Raw genomic sequence first — 17139 nt, 5'->3', positions numbered from 1 at the left:
CCGTGGACCTGCGCGCCCGCATCACCGATCTGATGGGTCCGGCACGGGAAGAACTCGCCGAGTTCGTGGCCATCCGGTCGGTGGCGGATGCGCGGCAGTTTCCCGTCGAAGAGTGTGCCAAGGCTGCCCAGTGGGTGCTGGACAAGTTCGCCGGACTCGGATTTTCGGATGTGCACCTCGAACGGACCCCGGACGGCTCCGACGCGGTGGTGGGCTCCAGGCCCGGACCCGACCCGGACGCGCCCACCGTGCTCCTCTACGCGCACTACGACGTCCAGCCACCCCTCGATGACTCGGCATGGCGGACCCCGCCCTTCGAGCTCACTGAAGTGGACGGCCGCTGGTACGGCCGGGGCGCCGCCGATTGCAAGGGCAACATCCTCGCCCACCTGCTCGCCCTGAGGGCGCTCGGCAACGACGTACCGGTGAACCTGTTGCTGGTGGTCGAAGGGTCGGAGGAACAGGGCACCGGCGGACTCGAGGCGTTCGTCGCCGGTCACCCGGACCTGCTCCGTGCCGACACCATCCTGGTCTGCGACACCGGCAACGCCGCCGTGGGCCACCCCGCAGCGACCGTGACCCTGCGCGGGATGGTCAATGTCGTGGTGACAGTGGAGGCGATGGCGTCAGAGCTCCACTCCGGCATGTTTGGCGGTGCGGCCCCCGACGCGCTCGCCGCACTGATCTCCATGCTGGCATCACTGCGGGACCGGCAAGGCAACACGACGGTCACGGGATTGGACAACGCCCAGACCTGGACCGGCGCCCCCTATCCGCCAGAGCAGTTCCGCACCGACGCCGGCGTCCTGGAGGGAGTGTCCTTGCTGGGGGACGGCACCGTGTCTGACATGCTCTGGGCACGGCCCGCGGTCACCGTGCTCGGCATCGACTGCCCGGCAGTGACCGGCTCGACGGCGGCGATCGTGCCGCGGGCCGCGGCACGCCTGAATCTGCGCGTCCCGCCGGGCATGGCGGCCGCCGAAGCCCACACGGCGTTGGTCAGCCACCTCAAGGCCGCCGCGCCCTGGGGTGTCCACGTCACGGTGGACCTCGAGGCTATCGGGTCGCCATTCCAGGCGGCAGTTGGCGGCCCGGCCTTTGAAGCCATGAGCGCCGCGATGTCCCAGGCTTACGGCACGCCCATGACAACCCTGGGGCAAGGGGGATCGATCCCGCTCTGCAACGTCTTCGCCGACACCTACCCGGGCGCGGAGATCATCCTGCTCGGCGTCGAGGAGCCACTCGCCCTGATCCATGCACCGAACGAGAGCGTCGATCCGCGCGAGATCAGGGCCCTGGCAGAGTCCCTGGCCCTCTTCCTCCAGAGGTACCCGACGCTGCACGGCTAGTAGCGGCAGCTAGCCGCGCCCCGCCACCCAGGCGGCGGCCCCGGCGAGGGACGGGTGCTGCCAGGCGAAGCTGTTTTCCGCCAGGACGGCCGGCTCCAGCCGCTGGCTCGCGAGCAGCAGTTCTTCGGCGAGATCGCCCATCACCAGCCGCAGCACCGGGGCGGGTACCCGCAGCGCCGCCGGCCGGTGCAGCGCCTTGGCCAGTTGCGTGATCAGGGAATTCACATCTGCGGCTTCGGGGGCGCAGACGTTGACCGGCCCGGAGACGGGCGCCGAGAGAAGCAAGGAAAAGGCGGCGGCCACATCCGGCAGTGTGATCCACGGCCAGAACTGCCGGCCATCGCCGAGCGGGCCGCCGACGCCCAGGCGCAGCAGCGGCAACAGCCGGCCCAGTGCGCCGCCGGAACGGCTCAGGACGACGCCGGTGCGGGGCGTGACCACCCGGACTCCGGCAGGCGCCTCATGCGCCGCGGCCTCCCAGTCGACGCAGATCCCGGACAGGGTGCCGGTGCCGGCCGGCGCGTTCTCGCGCAGCACCGCCGTACCGGCGTTGCCGTAGTAACCGGAGGCCGACTGGCTCAGGAACACGGCGGGCGGCGCGTCGGTGCGCGCCATGGCGGCCGCGAGGGTCCGGGTAGCCCCCAGCCGGGAGGCGCGGAGCTCGTTGACCCGCGCCTTGGTCCAGGGCCGGTCGCCGATCCCGGCGCCGGAGAGGTTGACCACCGCGTCCGCGCCCTTCAGTGCCGTGTCGTCGATCCGGCTGGCGGCCGGGTCCCACTGGAACTCGGCTGGGGACGCAGGGGCACGCCTGACCAGGGCGACGACGTCGTGCCCCTCGCTGCGCAGTGCACCCGAAAGGGCAGTTCCGATCAGCCCGGAGGCCCCGGCAATAAGGATTCGCATGATCCATCTCACCATGCCCGGCACGGCCGCGAAACCTCCCGGGCCGTAAGGACCGTTGTGGCTATGATCGAACGATGACCCCCTCGAGTTACTTCCGTTTCCCGCATCTGCACGGCGATCTGGTCACCTTTGTGGCCGAGGACGACGTCTGGATTGCACCCGTGGGCGGGGGCCGCGCCTGGCGCGTATCCTCCTTGCAACTGCCGGCCCGCAACCCCCGCTTCACCCCCGACGGCAAGCGTCTGGTCTGGACCGTCGTCCAAGGGACTGCCCCGGAAGTCGTCACGGCAAACGTCGACGGCGGCGGCTACAGCCAGTTGAGCTACTTCGGCCACCCTTCCACCCGGGTCAAGGGCTTCACCCCGGACGGCGACGTCCTGGTCACCAGCGCGTTCCGCCAGTCCGACAGCCGTCACACTCACGCCTACAGCCTCCCCGTGACCGGCGGCTGGGCGCAGGAACTCCCGTTCGGCCCGGTCGAGTCCGTGGCCTATGGCCCCGTCGTCGGCGACGAACGCCCTGTGGTGCTCGCCAGCGTCCTCTCGCGTGAGCCGGCCTGGTGGAAGCGCTACCGCGGCGGCGCCGCCGGCAAGCTGTGGATCGACGCCGACGGAAACGGTGAATTCGTCCGGCTCGCTGCCGCGCTGGACGGAAACCTCACCGACCCCCTGTGGGTCAAGGGACGGATCGCGTTCCTGTCCGACCACGAGGGCTACGGAAACCTCTATTCCGTCCTGCCCAACGGCAGCGACCTGCGCCGCCACACGGACCACGAGGACTTCTATGTCCGCCACGCCGCCACCGACGGCGAACGCGTGATCTTCGAATCGGCCGGTGAGCTGTGGCTGCTGCCCGGCCTCGACGCCGAGGCCGTCAAGCTCGACATTGTGCTCGGTTCCGCCTCGCAGGCGCGCCGGCCCGCCCCGCTGAAGCCCTCGAAGCACCTTGGCGACGTCGTACCGGACCGCACGGGCGCGTCCAGCGCCGTCGAATCCCACGGAACCGTCCACTGGCTGCGGCACAAGGACGGCCCTTCCCGCGTCCTTGAGGCCACCCCGGGCGTACGGGCACGGCTGCCGCGGCCCTTCGGCGAGGGCCGGATCGCCTATGTCGCCGACCACGACGGCGTCGAGGCCCTGTACCTGAAAGCCATTGCGGCGCCCCTGGCCGGAGCGGCTGCGGCAGCATCGAAGGCCCCGCAGCCGGCCGTGCAGTCCGCTGCCGAGTCAACGGCCCAGCCGGCAGCTTCCGCCGGGGACGCCGGCATGCGGTTGCCGAAGCCGGTGTCCGCAGCCGCGCTGACCGGCGCAGGATCAATCCCCGCCGCTGCAGGCGGTTCCGTGTCCGGCCCGGTCACAGCGATCCCGGCCCCGGCCCCGGCTGCCGCAGACGGAGCCGGCTCGATCTCCGGCTCCGAGCCCGACCGGGCCGGTGCCGCCGTGGAGGCCGCGCCCGCCTCCGATGAACTGACGCGGATCGACTTCCCCAAGCCCAGCCGGGCCAGCGCCATCGAAGCCAGCCCGGACGGGCGCTGGCTCGCCGTCGGCACGGCCTTCGGTGACATCTACCTTGCCGACACCCGCGCGGGCACGATATCCCAGCTGAGCAGCATCGGCGAGGGCAGCATTGAGGGATTCACATGGTCCCCGGACTCCGCGTGGCTCGGCTGGTCCGAGCCGGTCACGTCCTTCGGGTCCCGCAGCCGGCTCCGGATCACCCGGATCGACGGCGGCACTGGGGCTGCGATCATTGACGTCACCGACGGCCGGTTCCGCGACGAGTCGCCGTCGTTCACCCCGGATGGCAAATACCTCGCCTTCCTCTCCAACCGCAGTTTCGACCCGGTCTACGACGGGCACTCCTTCGATCTGTCCTTCCCGAGCCCGATCAAGCCGTACCTCGTCGCCCTCGCCGCCGACACCCCGTCGCCCTTCGGCCCGAGCGTCGACCTTCACTTCGACGCCGATGCCGACGCCGAGGCAGGTGCCGCCGGAACAGCGGGTGCTGCGTCCGGGCCGCAGCCGGCGGCCGAACCCGTGCCGTCCGTGCGGGTCGACGCCGAGGGTCTGGCCCACCGCGTCATCGGGGTCCCGGTACCGCAAGGCAACTACGCCGGACTCACCGCCGTCGCCGGCGCCCTGCTCTGGCTGGACAGCGAGCTCGCCGGCACCACCGGTGAGGGCCGGGCCAGCCTTGAGGACAAGGGCGCGGCGCCGAGCCTGGTCCGCTACGACCTGGCCAAGCGCCGCACCGCCACGATCGTTGAGGCCCTGGACAGCTACCGGCTCTCCGGCGACGGCGAAAAGATCGTGTTCATCCAGGACAAGCAGATCCGCGTGGCGCCGGCCGCCGCCAAGGCCGATGAGGACTCCGGCCAGCTGGTCAAGGTGGACCTTGGCCGCATCCGGGTGCAGCTGGACCCACTTAGTGTGTGGGGCCAGGCCTTTGACGAGGCATGGCGGCTCCAGCGCGACTTCTTCTGGACCGAGGACATGGCCGGCCAGGACTGGGAGTCCGTCCACGCCCGCTACCGCCCGGTGGTGGAACGCCTCGGCTCCCATGACGACCTGGTGGACCTGCTGTGGGAGCTGCACGGCGAGCTCGGCACCTCCCACGCCTACGTCCGGCCCATAGCCGCTGTCGAGAACGGCAGCAGCCCGCAGGGCCGCCTCGGCGCGGACCTGGGGTTCACCGGCGAGGGGTGGGAAATCACCCGCATCCTCGCGGGCGAGTCCTCGGACCCGCTGGCCACTTCGCCGCTGACCCGTCCCGGCGCCGACGCGAAGCCGGGCGACGTCCTGCTGGCGATCGACGGCGTCGAACTGACACAAACGCGGACCCCGGCGATGCAGCTTGTCGGCGCGGCCGGCCGCGCCGTGGAACTTACCCTGCGCAATGGCGCCGGCCATGGTGCGGCCGCGGGCGCCCAGCGCCGCGTGGCCGTGGTCCCGGTCAAGGACGAAGAGCGCCTGCGCTACCAGGAATGGGTCTCCGGCAACCGGCGAACTGTCCGGGAAGCCTCGAACGGGACGTTCGGCTACCTGCACATCCCGGACATGATGGCCAACGGCTGGGCACAACTCCACCGCGACCTCGACACCGAAACGGCACTGGACGGACTGATCGTCGATGTCCGGCGCAACCGTGGCGGCCACACCTCCCAGCTCGTGGCCGAACTCATCGGGCGCAAGGTCACCGGCTGGAGCATGCCGCGCGGGGAAAAGCCGCGGACGTACCCGCACCACGCTCCCCGCGGACCGGTCATCATTCTCACCGATGAGTTCGCCGGCTCCGATGGCGACATCATCACGCAGGTCTCCAAGCTGCGGGGGATCGGGCCCGTCATTGGCACCCGCACCTGGGGCGGCGTCGTCGGGATCGACAACCGCTTCGCGCTGGCCGACGGCACCGGCGTCACCCAGCCGCGCTACGCCACCTGGTTCGCCGGTGGCGTTGGCTGGGGCGTGGAAAACTTCGGCGTCACCCCTGACATCGAGGTGACCTTCCCGCCGCACGCCTACGCCGCCGGAACCGACCCGCAACTGGAATACGGCATCGGGGCGCTGAAGGAAATGATCCAGGAACTGCCCACGGACCGTCCGCCGCTGCGCGAGGGTTACCGCCGGGTCCGGCCCGCACCGCTGCCTGCGCGCCAGCAGGCCGGCCAGGCCTAGGCGCTCCCGGGCGCGGCCCCCACAGACGGTCCGCGCAGGACAGACGGCAAGGCCCCCGCCACCCTGGATATCCCAGGGCGGCGGGGGCCTCGTCGTACTGCGGCCGGGCTAGGAGGCCAGGGTGGCGTCCAGGGTGATTTCGATGCCGGTCAGGGCAGCGGAGACGGGGCAGCCGGTCTTGGCTTCCTCGGCCAGCCGCTGGAAATCGTCGGCGGAAATGCCCGGGACGCGCGCGGCCAGGGTGAGGTGGCTGCCGGTGATCCCGGTACCCGGCTGGAACGTCACGTCAGCCTTGGTGTTGATCTCCTCGGCCGTGTGGCCGGCCTGGGCCAGGGCGTTGCTGAACGCCATCGAGAAGCACGCGGAGTGAGCTGCCGCAATGAGCTCCTCGGGGCTGGTCTTGCCCTCGGCGGCCTCGGCGCGCGCCTTCCAGGTGACGTCGAAGTTGCCCAGCCCGGAGCTGTCCAGGGTGGTGTTGCCGGCGCCTGTCATCAGGTCGCCATTCCATACAGTGTGTGCGGTGCGTGTTGTAGCCATGTCCACTCCTCGACGTCGTTGTGAATCAGGGGTCCGGCTGGTGCCGGAGCCTGCCGTGATCAATCCTAGGGATTCTGTGCGGCCGCCGCACGGGGGTTCCGCTGTCAGAGGATTGTGACCCGTACAGTGTCGTCATGGAACTTACCGAAGATGCGCAGGTGCCAGGGGCGCCCGTGGCGCGTATTGCCACGATCAAGGTCAACGCCGTCGACGCCGCGCGCCTGGCGCAGTTCTGGGCCGACCTGTTGGGTACGGCCGTCTCCTCGCGCTTCGAGCAGTTCGTCTGGCTGGAGCCCGCCGGCCCTGCGGCGTTGCGCGCCCGCGCCGAGTCCCTCGGTGCCGGGTTCGTGGAGGGCAATGGTATCGGCGACTTCCACTGGGATGTGATGCAGGATCCCGAGGGCAACGAATTCTGCATCGCCGGCGACTGACGGCTTGACGGTGGCAGTTAAACAACGACGGCGCCACACCCCCGCGGGGGAGCGGCGCCGTCATGGCGGGTGCAGTCAGCCGGTTACTGCCACAGGGTCGCGATCGCAACGTTGAGCAGTGCCAGGCCGCCAACGCTGTTGGCAAGGCCCTTGCTGATCGGCTCGCCCTTCTTGTACTTGCGGCGGCCAATGAAGGCCAGGACGCCGACGACCAGGGCGATGACAAGCTTGACGCCGAGCTTGGCGTAGTTGGCGTTCATGTCCAGGACCGGGATCAGCCCCATCATGATGATGCCCGTAATCAGCTGCAGCATCGCGCCGTCGAACTGGCGCGGGTGGACGGTGGGCTTCTTCATCTGGCCAATCCAGATGCCGACAATCATGGCGGCGCCGATGATGTGCAGGAAGACCAAGACGTTATAGACGATGTTCATGGCATCAGTGTAGCCAGAGTCTTCTACGCACCGTAGTAGGACCCGCCGCGGCCCCGGGGAGGAACAGCAAAAACGGCGACGGCGGCACGGGCGCCCGGTGGTTTCCCACCGAAGCCCGCACCGCCGTCGCCGTCAGTGTGCTTCTAGACCCTAGAGTCCGAGGTCGGCCTCGAAGGCGCCTTCCTCAAGGCGTGCCTTCAGCGTCTGCAGGAAGCGTCCTGCGTCGGCGCCGTCGACCAGGCGGTGATCGTACGTCAGGGAGAGGTACATCATCGAACGGATGGCCAGCGAGTCATCGCCGTTCTCGTCGGCGACCACTACGGCCCGCTTGACGATCGCGCCGGTGCCGAGGATGGCAACCTGCGGCTGGTTGATGATCGGGGTGTCGAACAGGGCGCCCACCGAACCGATGTTGGTGATGCTGAAGGTGCCCCCGGAGAGCTCGTCCGGGCCGATCTTGCCGTTGCGGGTGCGGTCGGCGACGTCGGCAATCTTGCCGGCCAGGCCGGCCAGGTTCAGGTTGCCGGCGTCCGAGATGACCGGAACCAGCAGGCCCTTGTCGGTGTCCACCGCAATCGCCAGGTGCTCGGCGTTGTGGTAGGTGATCTCCTGCTTGTCCTCGTCGTAGGAGGCATTGACCTTCGGGTGCTGCTTCAGGGCCTCGGCAACAGCCTTGGCGATGAAGGGCAGGAAGGTCAGCTTGGAGCCGTTCTGTGCCTGGAAGGAGTTCTTGGCCTTGGCGCGCAGCTTGGCAACCTTGGTCATGTCGACCTCGTGGACCTGGGTCAGCTGGGTGGAGATGTCCAGTGACTCGCGCATGCGGCGGGCAATGACCTGGCGGATGCGCGGGGCCTTCTGCACGGTGCCGCGCAGCGAGGATGCAGCACTTGAAGTCGGCACAGTGGTCGAGGCGGCTGCCGGCGCAGATGCGGCGGGGGCTGCGGCCGGCGCTGCCTTTGCCTCGGCAGCTGCCAGCACATCCTGCTTGCGGATGCGGCCGCCGACGCCGGTGCCTGTGAGGGCCGCGATGTCGACGCCCTGCTGGTTGGCCAGCTTGCGGACCAGGGGAGTGACGTAGCCGGACTCTGCCGGTGCGGCAGCTGCTGCCGCAGGCGCGGGAGCTGCCGGGGCGGCGGGCGCTGACGGAGCGGCTGCTGCGGGAGCTTCCTGCTTGGGAGCCTCCGGTGCTGCTGCCGGGGCGGGGGCGGCCGGCGCTTCCTGCTTGGGAGCTTCCGGTGCTGCATCCTGCTTGGGGGCCGCAGCGGGCGCCGGTGCTGCCGGTGCCGCGGCGCCGGAACCGATGACGGCCAGAACGGAGCCGACCTCGGCCGTCTCGTCCTCGTTGACGCGGATTTCCAGGAGGGTTCCGGCAACCGGGGACGGGATTTCGGTGTCGACCTTGTCGGTGGAAACCTCGAGCAGCGGCTCGTCGACCTCTACGGTGTCGCCGATGCTCTTCAGCCAGCGGGTAACAGTGCCTTCGGTGACGCTTTCACCCAGGGCAGGCAGCGTGACGTCGTGTCCTTCACCTGCCGGAGCAGATTCCGGAGCGGCGGCAGGGGCCTCGGTGGCCGGAGTCTCCGCGGGAGCCGCTTCTGCGGCCGGCGCCGCTGCGGCGGGAGCCGGGGCCTCTTCGGCGGCCGCGGCCGGAGCCTCTGCCGCGGCCGGAGCCTCTGCCGCGGCCGGGGCGGCGTCGCCGGAGCCGATGCGGACCAGCGGGGCGCCAACTTCAGCGGTCTCGTCCTCGGCGACGAGGATTTCCTCGATCACGCCGGCGATCGGAGAGGGGATCTCGGTGTCTACTTTGTCGGTGGAGACTTCGAGCAGCGGCTCGTCCACCTCTACCCGGTCACCGACCTGCTTGAGCCAGCGGGTGACGGTTCCTTCGGTGACGCTCTCACCGAGGGCGGGCAAGTTAACGGATTCAGACATGTCGTCCCCGTTCTCCTTATTGATCTTTAGTGCGGATGATTGCTGCCTTGGTCGAGCTTAGTGCACCCGGCTTTTCGGGCCGGGTGCACCAAGCTCGGAGTTCATGCGGTGGTGCGGGCGGAGCTGCTAGCCGTGGAGGGGCTTGCCCGCCAGCGCCAGATGCGCCTCGCCCAGGGATTCGTTCTGGGTGGGGTGGGCGTGGACCAGCTGGGCCACGTCCTCCGGGTAGGCTTCCCAGTTCACAATCAGCTGTGCTTCACCGATCTGCTCGCCCATGCGGGCGCCGATCATGTGGACGCCGACGACGGGGCCGTCCTTCTGGCGGACCAGCTTGACCAGGCCGGACGTGCCCAGGATGGAGCTCTTGCCGTTGCCGGCCAGGTTGTATTCCTGGGTCTGGATCTGGTCCTCGCCGAACTTCTCCTTGGCGGCCTTCTCGCTGTAGCCGACAGTGGCGATCTCGGGTTCGGAGTAGGTGACCTTGGGGATGTTGACGTCCTCGACGATGACCGGCTTCAGGCCGGCGATCTCTTCGGCGACGAAGATGCCCTGCTGGTAGCCGCGGTGCGCGAGCTGCACGCCGGGGACGATGTCGCCGACGGCGAAGATGTTGCCGACGCCGGTGTGGAGGCGCTCGTTGGTGATGACGAAGCCGCGGTCGATCGTGATCCCGGCCTCTTCGTAGCCGAGGTTCGCCGTGACGGGGCCGCGGCCGACGGCGACGAGCAGGAGGTCGGCCTCGAAGGTCTTGCCGTCCACGAGGGTGACCTTGACGCCGTCGTCGTTCTGCTCGACGCCCTGGAAGAAGACACCGGTGGAGAACTTGATGCCGCGCTTCTTGAAGGCGCGCTCAAAGGCCTTGACGATCGTGGCGTCCTCGTTCGGAACCAGCGACGGGAGGCCTTCGACGATCGTGACGTCGACGCCGAACGACTTCCAGACCGAAGCGAACTCGACGCCGATCACGCCGCCGCCCAGGATGATCGCGCTCTTGGGGATGTAATCCATGGTCAGGGCTTCGTCGGAGGTGATGACCTTGCCGCCGATTTCCAGGCCCGGCAGGGTGCGGGAGTACGAGCCGGTCGCGAGGACAATGTTCTTGCCCTTGTACGCGGTGCCGTTCACGACGACGGTGTCGGTGCCCTGAAGCTTGCCCTCACCCTCAATGACGGTGATGCCCTTCTTGCCCTTGATCAGACCCTGCAGGCCCTTGAACTTGCCGGCAATGATGCCGTCCTTGTAAGCGTTGACAGCCGTGATGTCGATGCTGTCAAGGGTCACGTTGACGCCGTACTTGGCCGAGTCGCGGGCGTGGTCCGCCAGCTCTGCCGAGTGCAGCAGGGCCTTGGTGGGGATACAGCCGTTGTGCAGGCAGGTGCCGCCGAGCTTGCCCTTTTCGATGAGGCCGACGGTGAGGCCAAGCTGGACAGCACGCAGTGCGGTGGCGTAGCCGCCGCTGCCGCCGCCGAGTACCAGGATGTCGAATTCTTGCGCAGTTGCCTGATCGGCCACTAAAACGCTCCCTCGCGTGAACGATGACACGAGAGTACGCATCATCTGGTCTTGGAACCTGTCTGCTGTGATTGTGCCAGCCGGCCGGTTCCCTTTCATTTGTGACTACTACATTGGGGTCTGCTTCTGGGAAACAAGGTTTACCTTAGCGAACCACTAATACATGCTCCACCTTGCCATGGCGTTTGTGGAGCGCTTGTGTCCAGTGTCACGCGCCTTTGTGGCCGGGAAGGCATCGCCGCCCCGGCCACAAAGCCGCGATGCGCGCTAGACGGTCTTGGTGAGGATGTCCTCGACGTAGGCCACCAGGGTGCGGACGGTGCTGCCCGTGCCCTGTTTGTGGTTGTAGCCGTAGGGGCTGCCGTTATTGAACGACGGGCCGGCGATGTCGATGTGCGCCCACGGGATCTGTTCCCCGTCCTTGCCCTTGCCGACGAACTCGCGCAGGAAGACGGCCGCGGTCATCATGCCGCCGTGGCGTTCGCCAATGTTGGCGATGTCGGCGACCTGGGAGTCGAGGCTGGCCCGGAGTTCTTCCGGCAGCGGCATGGGCCAGACGAGCTCGCCGGCCCGGTCCGCGGCGGTCTTGATGGCGCCGGTGAGGGAGTCGGAACCCATCACGCCGGCGGTGCGGTCGCCCAGGGCAATGAGCTGGGCGCCGGTGAGGGTTGCGACGTCGATGATGGCGTCCGGGAATTCCTGGCTGGCGGCGACGATGCCATCGGCCATGACCAGGCGACCCTCGGCGTCGGTGTTGAGGACCTCGACGGTCTTGCCGCCGAACATCGTCAGGACGTCCGCCGGGCGCTGTGCAGCGCCGGAGGGCATGTTCTCGGCGATGCAGAGCCACGCGGTCGCCTTGACGGGCAGCCCGAGGCCCGCGAGGGCCAGGACGGTGTTGAGGACGACGGCGGCACCCGCCATGTCGGACTTCATGTCGCCCATGCCCAGGGCCGGCTTGATGGAGATGCCGCCCGTGTCAAAGGTGATGCCCTTGCCCACGAGGGCGATCTTGGCCGTGGCCTTCGCCGGGGCGTATTCGACCTTTACGAGGCGCGGCTGCCGGGTGGAGCCCTTGCCGACGCCGAGGATGCCGCCGAATCCCTCCTTCTCAAGACGCTTCTCGTCCCAGACGGTCACCTTCACCGGCAGGCCCTTGGACAGTTCCTTGGCGGCGTCGGCAAAGGACTCGGGGTAGAGGTGGCTCGGCGGCTGGTTGACCAGCGTGCGGGTCGCGTTCACGGCCGTGCCGATCAGGGATGCCCGGTTCAGGACCGGCGCCAGCGCCTTGTCCGTGGCGAAGTCGGTGCGGATGATGACGTTCTTCACCGGGTCCTTGAGCCCGTCCTTGGAGGACCGGAACTCCGTGTAGGAGTAGGCGCCCATCGCGGCGCCCTCGGCGACCGCCGCGACCTCGGCCAGGGTGGTCGTGGGCAGGGCCAGGGTGACGGTGGCGACGCCGGCCAGCTGGCGGACGGCCGAGCCGGCGGCACGGCGCAGTGCCTCCTCGGAGAGCGGCTTCGTGGCGGAAAGCTTGCCGACGCCGGCGAGCAGCAGGATGGTCGCTCCCGCCTCGGGCAGGCCGGGCAGCCGGTGAGCCTGGTCCGCCGCGCCGGTGATGCCAAGAACGCTCAGTGATTCCGCCAGGGCCTCCGCGGCCTTGGCCGTCAGCGGATTGTCGAGCAGAACGGGGCCGTCAGGACCCTGTCCGACGCCGATGACGAGGGCATCGCTGGGGGACTTCTTCAAATCCCCTGCGACTGCACTAAGTTTGACTTCACTATTCTTGACCACGAGGACAGTCCTCAATTCTCTGTGATGGTTCTCGGTGATATTCGGCAGGAACTGCATGTTTGGCGTCCTGCCACGGATCCCGGGGCGCCGTCGGTTTGGGACGCAACCCGGTGTCTGCAAAACAGGCCCTAGGGCCATCACCGATCGTAGTCTCTCGACCGTGCGGAAATTCAATCGAATGAGAGCTGGAGCACACCCCGGGCAGGAATTAGCCCGGGTGCCGGGGCGTTGTATTGGTAGAGACGCTGCGGAGCGGTGAGTGCTTCATGGGACTGGCCGGCAGGATGCGCCTGACTGGCCGTTCTGTCAGGCACCGCCCGAATGGCGGATTGCGCCCCGCTTCTCCCACCGCCGCCATCGTGAAAGGAACACGCCGTGATTGAACGGATTTCCGGCTCTTTGCTGGATCCCCAGTCGCTCTATATCCGTGATGACGCGCTGTTCTCCAGCACCGAACTGCGCGGACTCAACCTCGTCATGGGGTTCACCGGCTTCGCCGACGCGGGCCACGTGGTCCGGCAGATCACCGCTGAACTGCTGGACACGCTCGATGCCGAGATGATCGCCGAGTTCGACGCCGACCAGCTGATCGACTACCGGTCCCGGCGCCCGCAGGTCAGCTTCGTCGAGGACCACCTGCAGGACTACCAGGCACCGAGCCTGGCGCTCTACCGGCTGGTCGACGGACTGGGCAGCCCGTTCCTGCTCCTTGCCGGGTTCGAGCCGGACCTGCAATGGGAGCGCTTCGCGCGCGCCGTCGTCGGTCTCGTTGAGGAGCTCGACGTCAACCTCGTCACCTGGATCCATTCGATCCCGATGCCCGTTCCCCACACCCGGCCGGTCGGTGTGACCGTGCACGGCAACCGGCCGGAGCTGATCGAGGGAATCTCTGTCTGGAAGCCCACAGTGGAGGTGCCGGCCGCGGTGGGCCACATCCTGGAGCTGCGGCTGACGGAGGCCGGCCGGAACATCGCCGGCTATGTGATCCATGTGCCGCACTACCTGGCCGAAGCCGAATACCCCACGGCCGCCGTCGCCGGGCTCGAGTACCTGGGCGCGGCAACGTCGCTCATGCTGCCGACCGACCGTCTGCGCGAGGCGGGACGCGAGGTGGGCCGGCAGATTGCCGAGCAGATCGAGGCATCCGAGGAGGTCCAGCAGGTGGTCTCACGGCTGGAGACCCGGTACGACGAAAAGGCCGAGGGGACGGTCCGGAGGTCGCTGCTGGCAGACGAGAACGACCAGCTGCCCAACGCCGACGCCCTTGGTGCCGCCGTCGAGGCGTACCTGGCCCGTAAAGAACCCGGCGAATAAATACTATTTATCCTGAGCCGGGCATAATGGGGGAGTGACCTCTCCCCGCGCCTGGCTGATCTGGATCGTCGGGATCTTCGCCTATCTCGTGGCGGTCAGCCAACGGACCTCCTTCGGGGTGGTCGGCCTGGAGGCAACGGAACGCTTCCACGCCAGTGCCGCGGAGATCTCCTTCTTCACCGTGCTGCAGCTGCTGGTTTATGCGGCGCTGCAGATTCCTGTGGGCATTCTGGTGGACCGGTTTGGCTCCCGCGCGATGCTGGCGGGCGGTGGTGTCCTGATGGGACTCGGCCAGCTTCAGCTGGCGTTTGCCGACAACATTCCCGGCGGAGTCCTGGGACGTGTGCTGGTGGGCGCCGGTGACGCCATGACGTTTATTTCCGTCATCCGGCTCATCCCGCTCTGGTTCGCCCCGGGGCGCGTCCCCCTCCTGACGCAGCTGACCGGCATGTCCGGCCAGCTCGGCCAGCTCTTCAGCGTGGTGCCGTTCGCCATGATCCTGCACTCCGCGGGGTGGACGCCGGCCTTCCTGACGCTCGCCGCGATGTCCGGCCTCGCCGTCGTGCTGGTGCTGATCCTGCTCCAGGACCTTCCGCCCGGGCACTCCGCACCGGCACAGTCCCAGGGGCTGCGCGCCACCGGCATTTCGCTGGGACACGCCTGGCGGCAACCCGGGACCCGGCTCGGGCTGTGGAGCCACTTCACCGTCCAGTTCAGCGGCACCGTTTTTGCCATGACGTGGGGCTACCCTTTCCTGATTTCCGCCGAGGGACTGGACCGCGGCACGGTCTCGGCCCTCATGGCGCTGTACGTCGCCGGCGCCATCGCCGCCGGACCCCTGATGGGCCGATTCGTTGCCCGGCATCCGCTGCGGCGCTCCACTATGGTGCTGCTCATTTCCGGATGCACGGCTGCCGCCTGGGCGGCGGTTCTGCTGGTGCCGGGACGCGCGCCGCTCTGGCTCCTGGCTGCGCTGGTGGTGACACTCGCCGTCGGCGGCCCCGGCTCCATGATCGGCTTCGATTTCGCCCGGACCTTCAACCCGGCCCACCGGCTCGGCACCGCCACCGGGATCGTCAACGTGGGTGGCTTCATCGCCGCGCTCGTGTCCATTTACCTGATCGGGCTGGTGCTCGACGTCCTGCATGCCTCCGGGTTCTCGCAGGGGGAGCTCTACGGCCTGGATCCGTTCCGCGTGGCCCTGAGCGTGCAGTTCCTGCTGCTGGCCGGGGGAGCAGGAGCCATCATGGTGACCCGGCGGAAGGTCCGACGCCAGATGGCGGCCCAGGGAGTCATGGTTCCGCCGCTGCTCAAGTCCCTGGCCGAGCAGCGCAGGCTGGTCGCGGAGCGCCGCCGCACGCCCTGAACCAGCTGTTTGGGCGGTATGGGCTGGTCTGCCGGCGATTCTCATCAGGCGTTCGTGCCTTTGTGCGTCCAGTCACTGTTGCTTATCCACGGATGGCTATCCCCGGTCGTCTATCCACCGTCGTTTATCCACATAGCGCAACCCGGTACTGTCGCCGGGGACGCGGCCGCCGCGAAGCTGGGCTTATGACAGCTCCCGATCACCTGAGAATCACCGGCCCCGAAGACATCCTGGGCTTCATCCCGCACTCCCTCGGCTACTGGCCGGAAAACAGCCTCGTGGCCATGACCTTGCAGGGCAAACGCCTCGGAGCCACCTTGCGGGTCGACCTCCCCGTGCCCGGAGGCGGCTCAGGCCGGAGGGACATGCTGGCCGGCTTCGCACGAAATGTCGTGGCCTATCTGCAGGCGGACGACGCGGCCGACGGTTCGCTGCTGGCCTTCTTCACTGACGCCGACTCCGACGCCGACGCCGACACGGAGACGGACAGCGCCGGCGACGGCCATGCGTGGGCGGACCTGCTCAAAGAACTCGAGCTTGCCCTTGAGGCAGCCGGATTGCCGTTGAGGGATGCCTGGATTATCGGTACTGAGTTCTGGCGCAACGCACACTGCAGCGATCCGGACTGCTGTGGGATGCCCGGCCGTCCGGTCGAGCAGATCAGGAACAGCAGGCTCAACGCCGAGATGGTCTACCGCGGCAGCAGCGTCGGCGCGGTCCCCGGCACCCAGGGGACCAGCCCGGCGCCGCTGCCGGTGGACCCCGCGGTGAGCCTTGCCGAGTGCGGCTGGGCGGAGCAATTCTCCCCGCGACGGCGGGACCGGGCCCAATTCGACCAGGTCCTCGATGTCTGGATGATGGCCATGCAGGCCGCCATTGGCCAGGAGCCCCTTCCGGTCCCCACCCCGGGTGACGTGGCTAGGGGTGCCGTCCCCGACGCCGGGACCGACGCCGGGACCACCGGCTCCGGGACGCCCGACGCCGGGACCGACGCCGGGACCACCGGCTCCGGGACGCCCGATCCCTGGACCATTGGCCGGCCGCTTCAGCTCTCACCGGAACTCGCCGGCTACCTGCGGGCCAGCCTGTGCATTCCGTCATGGCGGGATGCGGTCCTGGTGATGGCGGCCGCCGGACGGTCCGCGGCCGAACGCGGCGCCGAGGACTTCGGTATCTTCGACCCAGACCCCGGGTCCGCCGCTTTCCCCGATAACACGCCCGCCTCACGGCCCCGACCGACGCCCAGCCCCCTGCCGGGTCCAATGTCCGGCCGCACTTCCCGGTCCAGGACCGCTCCGCGGATGCCCCTGCCGGTGGCACCCGGCAGCGGCGGGTCCGCCGCCGGCGCCGTGCCTGCAGCCGGAGCTGTTCCCGGTTACGGGGAAGTCCTGCTCGGACTGGCGCCGTCGGTTCCGGACTGGACCCTGATGGTCGGGCTCGAGCGGGTCCTGGAACGGCTCGGCCGCCTTGGTGACGGGGAAGCAACGGCAGCCGCCGTGACGGCGCGGGGCTGGATCGAATGGTGCCGTGGCCGCGGCTCCTACGCCGACGCGCTCTACCGTCAGGCCTTGCAGGGCCACCCGGGATACAGGCTCGCGGAACTGCTGGCAGAGCTTGGCCGGCGCGGCACCCTTTGCGGCTGGGCTGCCAGGCGGGAGGCGGCCTGGCAGAAGTTTGCCCCGGACGCGGCATGAGGTCCTGACGCGGCGTGCGAGCCGCCGCGATATCGTCGACCCGGCGTCGCGAAAGGCACCCGGCCTGAAAACCGTGAGACAATGGTTGCCGAGACCCGGTTGGGTCCGTGTATCAAGTGCCCTAAATGATCCTTGGAAACAGGGAACATTAAGGCCGCGCCAGCAGTTCTACTAAGTGGCTCTGCTGGTCGTGGTTGCA

12 protein-coding genes are annotated in these 17139 nt (G+C 68.6%); 6 read left to right on the top strand and 6 right to left on the bottom strand.

The window, feature by feature from the left end:
• Positions 1-2 precede the first annotated feature (2 nt).
• Positions 3-1349 carry a dipeptidase gene (locus tag ARTB_RS09150; protein ID WP_243179449.1) on the top strand — a complete coding sequence of 449 codons (1347 nt, stop codon included), beginning with the start codon at positions 3-5 and terminating at the stop codon, positions 1347-1349.
• Positions 1350-1358: 9 nt separating this feature from the next.
• On the opposite strand, the gene ARTB_RS09145 is transcribed toward ARTB_RS09150, so the two are convergent.
• Positions 1359-2252, bottom strand: coding sequence for a TIGR01777 family oxidoreductase (locus tag ARTB_RS09145; RefSeq protein ID WP_243179446.1), 894 nt, complete (start codon positions 2250-2252; stop codon positions 1359-1361).
• A gap of 74 nt (positions 2253-2326) precedes the next feature.
• Here ARTB_RS09145 and ARTB_RS09140 point away from each other — a divergent pair, with 74 nt between their 5' ends.
• Positions 2327-5926 carry a S41 family peptidase gene (locus tag ARTB_RS09140; protein ID WP_243179444.1) on the top strand — a complete coding sequence of 1200 codons (3600 nt, stop codon included), beginning with the start codon at positions 2327-2329 and terminating at the stop codon, positions 5924-5926.
• A 108-nt stretch (positions 5927-6034) separates the two neighbouring features.
• On the opposite strand, the gene ARTB_RS09135 is transcribed toward ARTB_RS09140, so the two are convergent.
• Positions 6035-6463: an OsmC family protein gene (locus ARTB_RS09135; RefSeq protein ID WP_026266249.1), complete on the bottom strand. Its 429-nt coding sequence runs from the start codon at positions 6461-6463 to the stop codon at positions 6035-6037.
• Positions 6464-6597: 134 nt separating this feature from the next.
• Here ARTB_RS09135 and ARTB_RS09130 point away from each other — a divergent pair, with 134 nt between their 5' ends.
• Positions 6598-6894 carry a VOC family protein gene (locus tag ARTB_RS09130; protein WP_243179439.1) on the top strand — a complete coding sequence of 99 codons (297 nt, stop codon included), beginning with the start codon at positions 6598-6600 and terminating at the stop codon, positions 6892-6894.
• 83 nt (positions 6895-6977) lie between these two features.
• Here the strand turns inward: ARTB_RS09130 and ARTB_RS09125 are convergent, their stop codons facing one another.
• The 4 genes from ARTB_RS09125 to ARTB_RS09110 all read right to left on the bottom strand — a co-directional run bounded on the left by ARTB_RS09125 (position 6978) and on the right by ARTB_RS09110 (position 12566).
• On the bottom strand, positions 6978-7328 hold the full coding sequence (locus ARTB_RS09125; RefSeq protein ID WP_243179431.1) for a hypothetical protein: 351 nt from the start codon (positions 7326-7328) through the stop codon (positions 6978-6980).
• Between the two features lie 150 nt (positions 7329-7478).
• A complete protein-coding gene (gene sucB / locus ARTB_RS09120; RefSeq protein WP_243179422.1) occupies positions 7479-9260 on the bottom strand; it encodes a 2-oxoglutarate dehydrogenase, E2 component, dihydrolipoamide succinyltransferase in 1782 nt (593 codons plus the stop codon).
• Positions 9261-9386: 126 nt separating this feature from the next.
• Positions 9387-10772 carry a dihydrolipoyl dehydrogenase gene (lpdA, locus tag ARTB_RS09115; protein WP_018772391.1) on the bottom strand — a complete coding sequence of 462 codons (1386 nt, stop codon included), beginning with the start codon at positions 10770-10772 and terminating at the stop codon, positions 9387-9389.
• A 267-nt stretch (positions 10773-11039) separates the two neighbouring features.
• Positions 11040-12566, bottom strand: coding sequence for a leucyl aminopeptidase (locus ARTB_RS09110; protein WP_243179420.1), 1527 nt, complete (start codon positions 12564-12566; stop codon positions 11040-11042).
• A gap of 375 nt (positions 12567-12941) precedes the next feature.
• Here ARTB_RS09110 and ARTB_RS09105 point away from each other — a divergent pair, with 375 nt between their 5' ends.
• From ARTB_RS09105 to ARTB_RS09095, 3 genes are all read left to right on the top strand, one after another.
• Entirely contained in the window at positions 12942-13880 is a 939-nt protein-coding gene (locus tag ARTB_RS09105; protein WP_079553781.1) for a proteasome assembly chaperone family protein, read from the top strand.
• A gap of 34 nt (positions 13881-13914) precedes the next feature.
• Entirely contained in the window at positions 13915-15246 is a 1332-nt protein-coding gene (locus ARTB_RS09100; RefSeq protein ID WP_243179410.1) for an MFS transporter, read from the top strand.
• Between the two features lie 185 nt (positions 15247-15431).
• Positions 15432-16940, top strand: a complete 1509-nt coding sequence (locus ARTB_RS09095; RefSeq protein WP_243179408.1) for a DUF4192 family protein — start codon at positions 15432-15434, stop codon at positions 16938-16940.
• Positions 16941-17139: the final 199 nt, after the last annotated feature.

The organism is Arthrobacter humicola (assembly GCF_022803015.1).
Taxonomy (GTDB): domain Bacteria; phylum Actinomycetota; class Actinomycetes; order Actinomycetales; family Micrococcaceae; genus Arthrobacter; species Arthrobacter humicola_A.
This window is presented reverse-complemented; position numbering and strand designations above follow the sequence as displayed.

What these genes read in the sequence shown, in the direction of transcription:
- ARTB_RS09095 (WP_243179408.1), top strand. Translation starts at nt 15,432, where the DNA reads ATGACAGCTCCCGATCACCTGAGAATCACCGGCCCCGAAGACATCCTG.
- sucB (WP_243179422.1), bottom strand. Translation starts at nt 9,260, where the DNA reads ATGTCTGAATCCGTTAACTTGCCCGCCCTCGGTGAGAGCGTCACCGAA.
- ARTB_RS09145 (WP_243179446.1), bottom strand. Translation starts at nt 2,252, where the DNA reads ATGCGAATCCTTATTGCCGGGGCCTCCGGGCTGATCGGAACTGCCCTT.
- ARTB_RS09140 (WP_243179444.1), top strand. Translation starts at nt 2,327, where the DNA reads ATGACCCCCTCGAGTTACTTCCGTTTCCCGCATCTGCACGGCGATCTG.
- ARTB_RS09125 (WP_243179431.1), bottom strand. Translation starts at nt 7,328, where the DNA reads ATGAACATCGTCTATAACGTCTTGGTCTTCCTGCACATCATCGGCGCC.
- ARTB_RS09135 (WP_026266249.1), bottom strand. Translation starts at nt 6,463, where the DNA reads ATGGCTACAACACGCACCGCACACACTGTATGGAATGGCGACCTGATG.
- ARTB_RS09130 (WP_243179439.1), top strand. Translation starts at nt 6,598, where the DNA reads ATGGAACTTACCGAAGATGCGCAGGTGCCAGGGGCGCCCGTGGCGCGT.